16 protein-coding genes and 1 tRNA gene are annotated in these 12,374 nt (G+C 39.5%); 9 read left to right on the top strand and 8 right to left on the bottom strand.

Annotation, left to right across the window (positions count from 1 at the left end; translation table 11 throughout):
• Nucleotides 1-45: 45 nt before the first annotated feature.
• From DW947_RS16820 to DW947_RS16805, 4 genes are all read right to left on the bottom strand, one after another.
• Nucleotides 46-744 (bottom strand): YjjG family noncanonical pyrimidine nucleotidase, encoded by a 699-nt coding sequence (locus DW947_RS16820; protein ID WP_044467256.1) that lies wholly within the window; start codon nt 742-744, stop codon nt 46-48.
• An 86-nt stretch (nt 745-830) separates the two neighbouring features.
• Entirely contained in the window at nt 831-1,709 is an 879-nt protein-coding gene (locus DW947_RS16815) for a hypothetical protein (RefSeq protein WP_005835026.1), read from the bottom strand.
• A gap of 34 nt (nt 1,710-1,743) precedes the next feature.
• On the bottom strand, nt 1,744-2,418 hold the full coding sequence (rsmI, locus tag DW947_RS16810; protein ID WP_008665787.1) for a 16S rRNA (cytidine(1402)-2'-O)-methyltransferase: 675 nt from the start codon (nt 2,416-2,418) through the stop codon (nt 1,744-1,746).
• 13 nt (nt 2,419-2,431) lie between these two features.
• The gene (locus DW947_RS16805; RefSeq protein WP_009037212.1) at nt 2,432-2,974 is read right to left on the bottom strand and encodes a hypothetical protein; all 543 of its coding nucleotides are present in this window, start codon (nt 2,972-2,974) and stop codon (nt 2,432-2,434) included.
• Nucleotides 2,975-3,084: 110 nt separating this feature from the next.
• On the opposite strand from DW947_RS16805, the gene DW947_RS16800 reads away from it, so the two are divergent.
• From DW947_RS16800 to DW947_RS16785, 4 genes are all read left to right on the top strand, one after another.
• The gene (locus DW947_RS16800; RefSeq protein WP_005828444.1) at nt 3,085-3,690 is read left to right on the top strand and encodes a thymidine kinase; all 606 of its coding nucleotides are present in this window, start codon (nt 3,085-3,087) and stop codon (nt 3,688-3,690) included.
• A gap of 22 nt (nt 3,691-3,712) precedes the next feature.
• Nucleotides 3,713-4,828: an AI-2E family transporter gene (locus DW947_RS16795; protein WP_009037213.1), complete on the top strand. Its 1,116-nt coding sequence runs from the start codon at nt 3,713-3,715 to the stop codon at nt 4,826-4,828.
• A gap of 94 nt (nt 4,829-4,922) precedes the next feature.
• Nucleotides 4,923-4,995: transfer RNA gene (locus DW947_RS16790), tRNA-Lys, on the top strand.
• Between the two features lie 243 nt (nt 4,996-5,238).
• Nucleotides 5,239-6,459: a site-specific integrase gene (locus DW947_RS16785; protein ID WP_009037214.1), complete on the top strand. Its 1,221-nt coding sequence runs from the start codon at nt 5,239-5,241 to the stop codon at nt 6,457-6,459.
• 280 nt (nt 6,460-6,739) lie between these two features.
• On the opposite strand, the gene DW947_RS16780 is transcribed toward DW947_RS16785, so the two are convergent.
• The 4 genes from DW947_RS16780 to DW947_RS16765 form a co-directional block, all read right to left on the bottom strand.
• Nucleotides 6,740-7,033: a helix-turn-helix domain-containing protein gene (locus DW947_RS16780; RefSeq protein ID WP_009037215.1), complete on the bottom strand. Its 294-nt coding sequence runs from the start codon at nt 7,031-7,033 to the stop codon at nt 6,740-6,742.
• 49 nt (nt 7,034-7,082) lie between these two features.
• A complete protein-coding gene (locus DW947_RS16775) occupies nt 7,083-7,376 on the bottom strand; it encodes a DUF3876 domain-containing protein (protein ID WP_034528874.1) in 294 nt (97 codons plus the stop codon).
• Nucleotides 7,363-7,677, bottom strand: coding sequence for a helix-turn-helix domain-containing protein (locus DW947_RS16770; RefSeq protein WP_009037217.1), 315 nt, complete (start codon nt 7,675-7,677; stop codon nt 7,363-7,365). The genes DW947_RS16775 and DW947_RS16770 overlap by 14 nt, the downstream gene beginning before the upstream one ends.
• 316 nt (nt 7,678-7,993) lie before the next feature.
• A complete protein-coding gene (locus tag DW947_RS16765; protein WP_009037218.1) occupies nt 7,994-8,779 on the bottom strand; it encodes a LuxR C-terminal-related transcriptional regulator in 786 nt (261 codons plus the stop codon).
• A 167-nt stretch (nt 8,780-8,946) separates the two neighbouring features.
• Here DW947_RS16765 and DW947_RS16760 point away from each other — a divergent pair, with 167 nt between their 5' ends.
• The 5 genes from DW947_RS16760 (at nt 8,947) to DW947_RS16735 (ending at nt 12,320) form a co-directional block, all read left to right on the top strand.
• Nucleotides 8,947-9,438: a hypothetical protein gene (locus DW947_RS16760; RefSeq protein ID WP_009037219.1), complete on the top strand. Its 492-nt coding sequence runs from the start codon at nt 8,947-8,949 to the stop codon at nt 9,436-9,438.
• Nucleotides 9,439-9,468: 30 nt separating this feature from the next.
• Nucleotides 9,469-10,110, top strand: a complete 642-nt coding sequence (locus DW947_RS16755; protein ID WP_009037220.1) for an RteC domain-containing protein — start codon at nt 9,469-9,471, stop codon at nt 10,108-10,110.
• A gap of 146 nt (nt 10,111-10,256) precedes the next feature.
• The gene (locus DW947_RS16750; RefSeq protein ID WP_004293690.1) at nt 10,257-10,589 is read left to right on the top strand and encodes a helix-turn-helix domain-containing protein; all 333 of its coding nucleotides are present in this window, start codon (nt 10,257-10,259) and stop codon (nt 10,587-10,589) included.
• A 284-nt stretch (nt 10,590-10,873) separates the two neighbouring features.
• The gene (locus DW947_RS16740) at nt 10,874-11,458 is read left to right on the top strand and encodes a BfmA/BtgA family mobilization protein (protein ID WP_009037221.1); all 585 of its coding nucleotides are present in this window, start codon (nt 10,874-10,876) and stop codon (nt 11,456-11,458) included.
• Nucleotides 11,459-11,462: 4 nt separating this feature from the next.
• Nucleotides 11,463-12,320, top strand: coding sequence for a DUF5712 family protein (locus DW947_RS16735; protein WP_220392994.1), 858 nt, complete (start codon nt 11,463-11,465; stop codon nt 12,318-12,320).
• Nucleotides 12,321-12,374 lie beyond the last annotated feature (54 nt).

Genomic DNA, 12,374 nt, shown 5'->3' with positions numbered 1-12,374 from the left:
TAATATACGTTTCTGTAGACAAAAGTACAACTAAAAATTTCAATGTCACAGAATCTGCATCAATTCTTTCAGATTACTGATATGATAAGTCGGTTGGAAAGGCAGTTCTTCCTTCCCCGTTACATTATAAAACACTTGGTGCATACCCACTCCTTTGGCTCCTGCCACATCATTCTCCCAACTATCGCCTATCATCAAAGAATCACACACCTCGGATTGTGTGGCAGAAAGGGCAAAATGAAAAATTTCGGGCCAGGGCTTCAAGATACCGATGTCATCAGAGAGAACAATCTTCTTAAAAAAGTGGTCAATGCCTGCCGAACGCATCTTATGACATTGCAGCTCCTGGAAGCCGTTGGAAAGGATATAGAGGTTATATTTCCCCGCCAAATATTCCAGTACCTCATACGCATGCGGCATCAGCCGACTTTTTGTGGGAATGACCGAAAAGAAATCATCAGAAAAAGCCTCGGCCAAAGCAGCATCCCCCGCCCCTACTGCCTCCAGAGGATATAGAAAACGCTGGCGGTTCAACTCTTCCTTACTGACCTGCCCTCTGCCGTATTCTTCCCACAGCTCTACATTACGATGCTGATAAAGCGTATAGAAATGCTGGAAAGAACGAAAGAAACGGTCATAGTCATACTTGTGATACATTTCTTCGAATGTATCACGTGCATTAAGGGAAAATGCCCAAAGCGTATCGTCCAGGTCAAAAAACAGGTTCTTATATTGGGATGCCATAATTTAAAGAAAAGGGATATATAAAAATAGACGCAGATTATCAATTCCAATAACCTGCGTCCGTTCTGTATCAATCTATAACAGTGTTATTTTACCTGGATTACCAAATACTTGGACACACTCCAGAAGTCTTTCGGATTTGTAATCTTCAAAGTCAACTGTCCTTTATCATCCTTCTCCAACGCATAAGAGCCAGCAGGATGAGTAGTCAAGATATCAGCATCTTTAGAGTATAGTTTAATCTCTTTTGTCGTACGGATATCCACTTGTGTAAAGTAGTCCTTGTTGATATCAGAATCTTTCAGCACCTGGCCTTTTTTGAAAAGCCCGGTATTTGTCAATATCTTCTGGTCTTTCAGCTCCTTCTTCGTACCAAATACAAACCAAGCCGTATTGAGTGCCTTATCTTGTTCGGCAACGGTTTGAGCCTTCGCCTCATTTTCGGCAGTCAATTCTTCTTTCTCAGTAGACAAACCGGTTACGGCAGCATCCAGTTCCTGGATACGGATATTCTTGGAAGCCAGCTCAGCCTGCAATTCCTCGATACGCTGGGTCTTTGCCACCAACTCCTGAGTCAGGGACTCCACAGCCCTCTTCAACTGGGCAGAGTTATTTTTACTGTTCTTCAGCATGGACTGTAATTTGGCAATCTGTTCCTTGTTCTCTTCCATCTGCTTACGGATAAATTCAATATCCGACGCAATCTGCTGCTTGGCATTCAAAGAGCCTTCTGCCACAGCACCACGCTGCAAATCCACACGGCTCTCTGCTGCATTAATCTGGCGGAATCCCTCTGAAATATCATTGAAAGTGCCCATCATCTCGTCCAATTCAGCATTACGCTGAGTCAGTTCCATCAATAAAGAATCATTTTCAGCTTTCAGCTGGTTCTTACTGCCACCAGAGAAGCTGTCACACGAAGCCATTACAGCCGCGCATACAATTAAAACTGCTAACTTTTTCATACGCTTTCGTTTTACGTTTGGTTAATGAAGTTATTTAATCGTCTATTCCTGTTACTACAATCACAATTTCACCGCGCGGTTCGTTCGCCGTGAAATGTTCAATCAATTCTGTAAGCGTTCCACGCACCGTTTCTTCGTGCATCTTTGAGATTTCCCGCGAAACAGAAGCCTGACGTTCGGCACCGAAATGTTCGGCAAACTGCGTCAAAGCTTTTACCAATCTGTGGGGAGACTCATAGAACACCATGGTACGACACTCCTCGGCCAATGCCTTCAGGCGGGTCATCCTTCCTTTCTTCTGTGGAAGGAAACCTTCAAAACAGAACTTCTCATTCGGCAGTCCGGAAGCCACCAATGCCGGTACAAAAGCTGTCGCTCCCGGCAAGCATTGCACTTCGATGCCGTTACGCACACACTCTCTGACTACCAGAAAGCCCGGGTCGGATATACCTGGCGTACCTGCATCCGAAATCAAAGCTACAGTTTCTCCCCCCTTTATTCTATTAACAACACTTTCAACCGTTTTATGTTCATTAAATTTATGGTGAGATTGCATCGCATTCTTTATTTCGAAGTGTTTCAGCAATATGCCGGAGGTACGTGTATCCTCAGCAAGAATCAAATCCACTTCTTTCAGAATCCGGATAGCACGGAATGTCATATCTTCCAAATTTCCTACCGGGGTAGGCACTACATAAAGTTTTCCCATACTTATCGGTCGTTTAGCTGAAATATTTTTTGAGGAGTTCCATAAAATCGACGGCGGCTTCATTTTCTTCATCCGGGTGCACTTCCGAAGCAAAAATATCCATAGCCTTGTCCAAAGAAGGAGCCTCACCCAAACGTCGTACCACTTCATTCATCCGTGCAGCATCGCCTGCGAACAGTTCGCGGACAAAACGGAATGAATCGTTCAGACTGATGGCATGTTTCAAATCCTTGGCAGGCTTGATGCGTTCTGCCAAAATAGGAACTGTTTCCGGTTCCTCACATACCATCTTCACTGTATCAGGAATAACCGATTCGACCGGAGAAACCGGTTCGGTCAAAGGAGTAGTAACAGCAGGGGGTTCCTCCAGGGGCGACACAACAGCCGTTGGCGCCTCCTCAAGCAGTTCTTGCAACGCCTCCAAGCGTGCCTTCATCTGCTGGATATTCCGTTTTGCCACAATCTTCAATGTCGGATTGGCATCACTTGAAATGGCCTGCATCAAACATTTCAATTCCTGAATATCTAATTCTATGTCGTTTAATAGGGTTTGCATATCCTTTACACAGTCCGTGTTAACGCTACAAATGTAGAAATAAATAATGAAAAAATATCGGAAAGCAAACAAAAGTGTTACTTTTGCGCTTAAATATAACACTTGAAAACATGGTATTATTTTCAGAAGATCATATACAGGAAACCAAACGCAGGGGAAGAATTGAGGTCATTTGCGGTTCCATGTTCTCCGGCAAAACCGAAGAGCTGATAAGGAGACTGAAACGGGCAAAATTTGCCAAACAACGCGTAGAGATATTCAAGCCTGCCATAGACACCCGTTATTCCGAAGCCGATGTCGTATCGCATGACAGTCATTCCATAGCCTCCACTCCCATCGACTCGTCTGCCAGCATTCTGCTCTTCACTTCAGAGATAGATGTAGTGGGCATTGACGAAGCCCAGTTCTTTGACAGTGGCCTGATTGATGTATGCAACCAGCTTGCCAACAATGGTATACGCGTCATTGTTGCCGGACTGGACATGGACTTCCGGGGTATTCCATTCGGTCCTATGCCGGGACTGTGTGCCATTGCAGACGAAGTTTCCAAAGTACATGCCATCTGTGTGAAATGCGGCCAACTCGCCTCGTTCTCCCACCGTACCGTCAAGAACGACAAACAAGTACTGCTGGGGGAAACCGAAGAGTATGAACCGCTATGCCGAGAGTGCTATCAGCAAGCCATCCAAGCCGACCAAAAGGAAAGCGGTCATTAACAAATACAAAAAACAGAGCATTATGGAACGCAAAAAGATTACATTCGACAGTTTTATCCGCGGTGTCATACTCGGTGTCATCATTATCGGCATCCTTATGCTCTTCAAGCGTTTGAGCGGCGTATTGCTGCCATTCTTCATCGCATGGCTCATAGCCTATCTGATTTACCCCCTGGTCACCTTCTTCCAGTACAGATTAAGGCTCAAGAACCGGGTCATATCCATTTTCTGCGCCTTGTTCAGTATTCTGATTGTAGGAGGAACCGCCTTCTATCTGCTTGTGCCTCCCATGATGGACGAATTCGTCAGGGTAAAAGATTTGGTAATAGACTACTTTTCCAACGGAACCCACGACGGCAATGTGCCCAAAACACTCTCTGAATTCCTCCGTGAGAACATAGACACCCAGTTCGTCACCCAATTGTTCAAGGAAGAGAATATGCTGAACGCCATCAAGGAAACCGTTCCCCGGCTCTGGTCCTTGTTGTCAGAATCCGTCAATCTGCTGTTCAGCTTCTTCACTTTCTTCCTCATTCTTCTCTATATAGTTTTCATATTGCTGGATTACGAAAGCATTGCCGAAGGATGGACCCACCTGGTACCGCAAAAATACCGGCCTTTCGTAGTCAGTGTGATGAACGATGTAAAAGACGGCATGAACAGATACTTCCGCGGACAAGCATTCGTGGCATTGTGTGTAGGTATTCTGTTCAGTATAGGTTTTCTGATTATTGATTTCCCACTGGCCATTGGGCTCGGCTTGTTCATCGGTGCTTTAAACCTAGTGCCCTATTTACAGATTATCGGCTTTATACCTACCATCGTGCTGGCCATACTGAAAGCAGCGGATACGGGAGGAAACTTCTGGATTATCATTGCATCGGCCCTTGCGGTATTCATCATAGTACAAGCCATTCAAGACGGATTCATCGTACCGCGTGTCATGGGGAAAATTACGGGCCTGAACCCTGCCATCATCCTACTGTCTTTATCGATTTGGGGGTCATTGATGGGGATGCTGGGTATGATTATAGCACTTCCGCTTACCACCCTTATGCTCTCCTACTATCAACGTTTCATCATAAACAGAGAAAAAATTCACAAGTTTGAACAGACTGATAATCAACAAGAAGAGTAAAAGCAGAAGTCGTTCTCAAAACTTTTTCCCTTAATCCATTTGTTTTTTAAACAAAAGTAGCTATCTTTGCACCCGCTTAACAGCAATAAGGTCTGATTCGCTAGCTCAGCAGGTAGAGCACAACACTTTTAATGTTGGGGTCTTGGGTTCGAGCCCCAAGCGGATCACTGAAAACAAAAGAAAAATCAAGCAAATCCCTGATAATCAGACATTATCAGGGACTTCTTTTTTTCTAGCAGGTAGCAGAAAATAGCCGTTTCAAGCATATTATCGGTGGATAAATCGTGGGACTAAAATTTAGTTCAAAAAAGTCCCACGAATTTGGATCTTTCTCACTGATTCATAGCTTTTTGCATAGACTTACTTTGGAAGAGAATACATAGTTTTGTAACTCTAAAAACGATGTAAAAATGGCTCGTAAATCATTTTCTGTTTTGTTCTTCATCAAGAAAGGCAAATTATTAAAGAACGGAGAAGCACCCGTGTGCATGAGAATCACTGTAAACGGCTGTATGGTAGATATTTCTATCAAAAGAAGCTGTCCCGTAAACCTATGGAATCAGGCTAAAGAGAATTCAAAAGGCAAAGACCGTATGTCGGTGGAACTGAATCACTACTTAGAAATCACACGCTCCCACGTACACCAAATTTATAGAGAACTGGAAACTTCCGGCAAGGTTATCACTGTTGATCTTGTGAGAAAGTTGTTTTATGGTGTGGACGAAGATAACAAAACACTATTGCAGGTATTCAGAGAGCATAACGAACAAAGCCGTAAGCTAATCGGTAAGGACTTCGTAAGTAAGACCGTTCAACGGTATGAAACCACTACCCGATATTTGGAAGAATTCATTAAGAAAGAATATCAGTTATCGGATATTGCCCTAAATAACTTGGAAGTCAACTTCATTTCTAAGTTCGATGCTTTTTTGAAGATTGAAAAAGGTTGTGCGCAGAATTCAGCTATCACCCGATTGAAGAATTTGAAGAAGATTATCCGTATTGCTTTGGAAAACGACTGGATAAAGAAAGATCCGTTTGCTTACTACCGCTTCAAACTGGAAGAAACCGATCCTGAATTTCTGACAATGGACGAGATTAAAATCATTCTCGCTAAAGAGTTCACAATTAAACGAGTAGAACAGGTACGGGATGTTTTTGTCTTTTGCATTTTTACAGGTTTGGCGTTCAGCGATGTGAAAGATTTATCACCTGAACACTTGGTAAAAGACAACAAAGGGGAACTTTGGATAAGGAAGAACCGCCAAAAGACAAAAATTATGTGTAATATTCCTGTGTTACCTGTGGCAGCTTCTATACTTGAAAAGTATAAAAATGTGGCAGAATGTACCGGGAAACTTTTGCCTGTATTAAGCAATCAGCGCATGAACAGTTATTTGAAAGAGATTGCCGATGTATGCGGGTTGCAGAAAAATCTGTGTACACATTCAGCCCGTCACAGCTATGCCACAAGCATTTGCCTTGCAAATGGCGTGAGTATGGAGAATGTTGCCAAGATGTTAGGTCATGCAGATACCAGTGTAACAAAACACTATGCACGGGTACTGGATCAGAATATCCTAAAGGATATGCAGAAAGTGAATAGCTGTTTGTCGGAATTGGCTATATAATAAAGACAATAGTTAATATAGAAAAAGGATTGGGAAGAATGAATTTCATTTTCTCAATCCTTTTTTAAGGTAAGTTTTCCAGAACTCAATATGAAGCATTGACAAAGGTAAGTTCCGTATTTAGCCTGTTCAAGTCCAAGCCTTCGGTTTAGATAAAAATCTTCCTCTCATTACATTCGAGCGTATTTTTATCTAAAGACTTGCACAGACTAAATACTTCACTGGAAAAGTCAATGATTCAAATTAAATTCCGAAAAACAATGTTTTCGAGGGTGGCAGGTTATTCTTTCCAACTGTCAAAGTAGTGTTTTTGAAGCAACTTATCAATATCACTTTGTCGATAGATAATTTTGCCTTTTATCTGAATAAAAGGGATTAGCCCTGTATCTCTCCATTCTTGCAAGGTTCGCAAACTGACATTCAGCTTCTTAGAAACCTCATGGTTGGAAAGAAAACGTTCCCCGTTCAGGTGGGGTTTGTAATGCTTGACAATGGATTCAATACCGTTTAGCATTGAATCAAGAGAAGAAATAAATTCCTTGACTTGCGGTGTATCTCTATTTATTAGTTCCATAATTGAAAGATTGTTTTATTAAAATATTGATTTCAAGATTGCTAGATAGCTAATTACGCAGATAGTCACCCAGTGATGAAATGCTAAGTACATCTTTTGCCAGATCATAATCTATATAAAGCCGTTTGGATGCAGTGGCAATAAAATACTGGCTACCATCTTGCTGTATCTCATAAGTAGTGGGTGAAGCCTGTTTGGTAGTTTCCGATACATATATAATAGAAAGGAGATACTCTTTGTCGCTCCGATAGATGATAACCGTAGGATTCAGATTAATGCTTTCCCATGTGCCAACAATGGAAAACAGGTTAAAAGACGGATAATCTTTTCTAATTCTTTTCATAAGACGTGATTTGTTTAGGTGATTGATTCTGTATTTCACAGTCTGAAATAATCTTTTCAATATCAGCAGATTTGTAATAAATCTTGCTGCCGATTTGAGAATAAGCCAGCCGCCCGCTACTTCTATAATATTGCAGCGTTCGTTTACTAAAGCCTAACAACAGGCACACTTCCTGACTATCCAGCCAGTTTTCTACTTTCTGGTTGTGAGTGCTGCACAAACTTTCTATTCGTTTGGCAAACTCGGTGAACCGTTCGCAGACATACGAAAAGGTTCTCTTTTCAATGGTTACTACTTCCATACTTTTAATTTAAAATGTTTCATAAAACGTATTGATTCTATTTTCATCGGCAAATGAAAGAAGAATTAAGAACCGTTTTCAAAACTGTCTGGAAGTGGTAGAATGTGACTATATATGGCTTCTTCCAAAAATTTAAAAGCCAGATATATAATTGAAATATGCTTTGTTATTAGGAAATACTAGATTAATATCAAAAGTAGATTTTAAGTCTCCACACCTGCGCTATGCTTCGGGTTATATTCTAGTTTAAAACTTGCACAAACTGGATAATACACTGATAGAGTTAATGTTATTAATCCGTCTCAGAAAAAATATTTTATTGAATCGAGCTGTTTAATAAGCCCAACCTTTGAGCAATATTAACAGCTTCAATAGAATTGTTTGCTTTTAATTTTAATAGTATGTTTTGCCTATGAGTGTTTATTGTATTGATACTAACATTTAAAGAGTTTGCAATTTCTTTGCTTAATAAGCCTTGTTTCATTAATTGCAAGACGCTCAACTCCCTATTGGTCAATGGTTCTTCTAAGGTATCTGACAAATCAATAAATATCTGTTCTCCTGTTTCAAAATTATATAGGTGGCTTTTGGTTATTTCTGATTCATGACTTGCATCAACATCAATAACCGAAAGCATAAGCCAAATATTACCAGATTTATCCAATTCTATTGCTTGCTCCTGTTCAATAATACGGATATATTCACCACGTACATTTTTTACTCTCATCTCATGTACCATCTTGTGCTTCATTTTTTCTTCTGCGGAAAGACTACTTAATAAAGAGTAGATTTTCTTTCTAACAAGCAAGCCGTAATATATATCACCCGGATGAATAATTTCTAAGACTGGTTCATGTCCATTGATAAATAACCTTTCAGAGTCAATTCCGTATGATTGAGGGATATTATTTGATACAAAAACGAATTTTTTAGTACAGCAATCAAAGACCAGCACAATACTATGAGTTAATTCCGACAATTTGAGCCAATCTGCTTTTTTCCGTTCTATAACAGAGTAATCCAACTCGTTGATAAAAGCACTTGATGTTGGCAGAATATTTTCGACTGCTTTTTCTATTTTATCTATTGATTCATTTTTCATACCTCACATTTTCAGTCCATTAAGTCTTTCCTCATTATAAATGACTATTGTAACAGTTAAGGCTTGCCTGTAACTTTGCACAAAGTTAATAAATTAATAATGAATAACATGTGTAGGGTTACATATAGTTATTCATGCCAATAATAAACAATTAAAAACTATCAATTATGATTCAGAAAGTTAAGTTAATAACACGTGAAGGTAAAAAAGTTATGGGCTACCGAGTTACTGTTACTTCGGATTTTCATTCTAACATAGAGAATATATGGGATAAAATTCAAGATATTGATACTTTGAGAGAAATTTGTAAACCTAAAGCTAGTTTTATTGCTTGTGATGATTCTCCTATACAGTGGAAAGAAGGCAAAACTTTTGTTTTCAAAATGTACTTGCATGGCTTTTTGCCAGTAGGTAGGCATACAATTAATGTTGTCAAGATGGATAAAACGTCACGAGAAATAGATACAAAAGAATATGATAATACTGTAGTCATTTGGAATCACTATATTAAGATGGAAGAAATAAGCCAACAAGTAACCCGATATACTGACACTGTGGATTTATATGCAGGTTGTTTAACGTCTATTACTGCATGGTGGACTTTAAAATTCTATAAGCATAGACAACGTAAATGGCAAAAGATAGCTAAGAGTTTATAAATTCATATAGAGCGATAAAAACAGAAAGCCATGTCAGATTGGGATTTAACTGAAAAACGTATATATAAATTGCTAAGACATCCATACCAATTAGATAAGTCTGTTGTTGAAGATATGGCTTCTGCTTATTTGGAATTTGTGGAGGAACTCTTTGATTACCTGAATAGAATAGGTGACAATAAAATACGTATTAGACAGCTTAATATGAGCTATATTGACTTTGGAACACTTAAAGCGTTGGAAGAATCATGTCCTACAGAAAACAGTAAGTTGAAATTAGTTTTTCTAGATAAGTTGTTATCGTTGATAAATATGGAACAGGAATTAATTTATCGACAGATGGAATACCCCAAATTCTTTATTAATATTGAATCTGAATGGAAATCACCATTTTATCTAAATAATGAAGTAATAAAACTCGTAGATATGATGGAGCTAGTTTGTGGCATTTTCTATATATCGGATGGTGTTATTCGCATAGATCATAAGGAAATCTTTCTTAGTGATGTAGCTCGTATCTTTGAAAAGATGTTTAATATAAATTTTGGTGATATTTATAAGAAAGAAAGTGCAGTAATCAAACGAAAGCCAATGAAAACAACTGAATTTCTCGATAGGTTGAAAGCCGCCATTATCCAGAAGAGTAAAGAAGAAGGTTACTATCATTCATAAAGTAATTTGATCTGAAAATCAATTATATACATGCAATTTATGGGGGAGTACCACTGGTATTCCTCTAACTTATTTGCAATCATTTGCCGAACTTTGCTTCATCAATCGATTGAAAACAAGAATGTTGAACTTAAAAATTAAGCAAAATGTATATAGATAACGAAAACTTCGAGAGGTGGATGGAAAAACTATCCAAGAAACTCACCGAAATCGGACAAGACTTGAAATCACTCATCAATACTGATACGGTACTAGATGATAATGAGAAGATTCTCGATAATCAAGATTTAGCTTTTCTCCTGAAAGTATCTTTCCGAACTCTTCAACGCTACAGAGTAAATAAACAACTTCCCTATTTCACTATCGGAAGGAAAACCTATTATCGGGCTGTAGATATTCGAGCTTTTGTTCGTGAACGTGCCGATTCTCAAACCTACAAGCAGTTTGAAAAAGCCAATCAGTTGGATAATCAACCTTGATAGCAAAAAGTAGCAGAGGAAAGAAGCCTGTGTTCAGGCTATTCCTTTGTGCCATCACCCCGATTTAGCACAAACTGCCTCACCTATCGGTTCAGCCCGTTTCGCTAAATTGAGCAAGAGGGAACTGGACAAGTCCTGTTCTTCCCTCTCGCCCTGCGGGGCAAAGCCTTCGGCTTTAGCGTGTTACAAGAACACGCTGTAATGACACCTGTAATAAGCATTTTCTTTGCAATGCTTATTATCAGGTATTTATCTATTCATATTTCCATAAAAAAGTAATTACCATGCCAAACAGCAGTCGAAAAACGATATTCACTACCATTTCCATAGACAAGGAAACGGCAGCTTTGGTAGAGAAGATATGCAAACGCTATTCACTGAAAAAGAGTGAAGTTGTAAAACTGGCGTTCGGGTATATAGATAAGGCGCATATCAACCCATCCGAAACACCTGAATCCGTAAAATCAGAACTGGCGAAAATAAATAAGAGACAGGATGATATTATCCGGTTCATCCGTCACTACGAGGAAGAACAACTGAATCCCATGATACGGGTTACAAATTCTATTGCTTTGCGTTTCGATGCTATTGGCAAAACTTTGGAAACTCTAATTCTCTCCCAATTGGAAGCCAGTCAGGAGAGACAAACAGCCGTGCTTAAAAAGCTAAGTGAGCAGTTCGGCAATCATGCTGATGTAATAAACAACCAATCCAAAAAGATTAACGCACTCTACCAGATACATCAACGAGATTATAAAAGGTTACTTCAACTGATACAACTCCATTCAGAACTATCTGCTTGCGGTGTGATGGATAGTAAGAAGAAAGAGAACCTAAAGTCTGAAATCAGCAATCTGATAAACACATAGAGCCATGCATATAGATTTTGCCCCGCCATCGGGTGGAACATATAACAATGCAGGAAGTAGCCGACAATTAGTCTCTTACATGGAGCATGAGGATTTGGAGCGGATGGAGAAAGGAATCTATACCGATGGCTTTTTCAACCTGATGGATGATAATATCTATAAATCAAAGGTTATTAAGGATATAGACGGCAATATCGGGCAACTCCTAAAAACGGATGCTAAGTTTTACGCTATCCATATCAGCCCATCGGAAAGTGAACTTCGGGCAATGGGGAACACCGAGCAAGAGAAAGCCGAAGCGATGAAGCGGTATATCAGGGAAGTATTCATTCCTGAATATGCCAATAATTTCAACAAAGGGCTATCCGAAGCAGATATAAAGTTTTACGGCAAGATTCATTTCGACCGTAGTCGTTCCGACAACAAGCTGAATATCCACTGTCATTTGATTGTGAGCCGGAAAGACCAAGCTAACAAAAAGAAGCTATCACCGCTCACCAATCATAAGAATACCAAGAAAGGAACAGTAACAGGAGGTTTTGACCGTGTGAACCTATTCCAACAGGCGGAACAGGGCTTTGATAAACTGTTTGATTATAAACGTCAACTAGTAGAATCATTCGACTATTGCAACACTATGAAGAACGGCACTATATTTGAAAGGCTCAATTTGCAAGGACAAGAACTTCAATCCAATGATAAAAAAACAGCAATCGATCAAGATAGCAATCAAGAAAACTTATTTTCTATCAAGCTTGAAAGCAAGGAAATAGACCATACATCTTGCAATACAGGCAATAATATTGATAAAGAAAAAGATAATCGAATTCCCACCCACCGATCTAATAATCAAGAAAGGTAGTGTAAAATAAACACATAGCGAAAAAGTAAATTAGAGCAAAGCGTAGCGAATTAG

It is taken from the genome of Bacteroides sp. AM44-19 (genome assembly GCF_003603395.1).
Lineage (GTDB): Bacteria > Bacteroidota > Bacteroidia > Bacteroidales > Bacteroidaceae > Bacteroides > Bacteroides uniformis.
The sequence above is the reverse complement of the archived record's forward strand: the minus strand, read 5'-3'. Positions and strand labels throughout refer to the sequence as shown.

What these genes read in the sequence shown, in the direction of transcription:
- DW947_RS16820 (WP_044467256.1), bottom strand. Translation starts at nt 744, where the DNA reads ATGGCATCCCAATATAAGAACCTGTTTTTTGACCTGGACGATACGCTT.
- DW947_RS16815 (WP_005835026.1), bottom strand. Translation starts at nt 1,709, where the DNA reads ATGAAAAAGTTAGCAGTTTTAATTGTATGCGCGGCTGTAATGGCTTCG.
- rsmI (WP_008665787.1), bottom strand. Translation starts at nt 2,418, where the DNA reads ATGGGAAAACTTTATGTAGTGCCTACCCCGGTAGGAAATTTGGAAGAT.
- DW947_RS16805 (WP_009037212.1), bottom strand. Translation starts at nt 2,974, where the DNA reads ATGCAAACCCTATTAAACGACATAGAATTAGATATTCAGGAATTGAAA.
- DW947_RS16800 (WP_005828444.1), top strand. Translation starts at nt 3,085, where the DNA reads ATGGTATTATTTTCAGAAGATCATATACAGGAAACCAAACGCAGGGGA.
- DW947_RS16795 (WP_009037213.1), top strand. Translation starts at nt 3,713, where the DNA reads ATGGAACGCAAAAAGATTACATTCGACAGTTTTATCCGCGGTGTCATA.
- DW947_RS16785 (WP_009037214.1), top strand. Translation starts at nt 5,239, where the DNA reads ATGGCTCGTAAATCATTTTCTGTTTTGTTCTTCATCAAGAAAGGCAAA.
- DW947_RS16780 (WP_009037215.1), bottom strand. Translation starts at nt 7,033, where the DNA reads ATGGAACTAATAAATAGAGATACACCGCAAGTCAAGGAATTTATTTCT.
- DW947_RS16775 (WP_034528874.1), bottom strand. Translation starts at nt 7,376, where the DNA reads ATGAAAAGAATTAGAAAAGATTATCCGTCTTTTAACCTGTTTTCCATT.
- DW947_RS16770 (WP_009037217.1), bottom strand. Translation starts at nt 7,677, where the DNA reads ATGGAAGTAGTAACCATTGAAAAGAGAACCTTTTCGTATGTCTGCGAA.
- DW947_RS16765 (WP_009037218.1), bottom strand. Translation starts at nt 8,779, where the DNA reads ATGAAAAATGAATCAATAGATAAAATAGAAAAAGCAGTCGAAAATATT.
- DW947_RS16760 (WP_009037219.1), top strand. Translation starts at nt 8,947, where the DNA reads ATGATTCAGAAAGTTAAGTTAATAACACGTGAAGGTAAAAAAGTTATG.
- DW947_RS16755 (WP_009037220.1), top strand. Translation starts at nt 9,469, where the DNA reads ATGTCAGATTGGGATTTAACTGAAAAACGTATATATAAATTGCTAAGA.
- DW947_RS16750 (WP_004293690.1), top strand. Translation starts at nt 10,257, where the DNA reads ATGTATATAGATAACGAAAACTTCGAGAGGTGGATGGAAAAACTATCC.
- DW947_RS16740 (WP_009037221.1), top strand. Translation starts at nt 10,874, where the DNA reads ATGCCAAACAGCAGTCGAAAAACGATATTCACTACCATTTCCATAGAC.
- DW947_RS16735 (WP_220392994.1), top strand. Translation starts at nt 11,463, where the DNA reads ATGCATATAGATTTTGCCCCGCCATCGGGTGGAACATATAACAATGCA.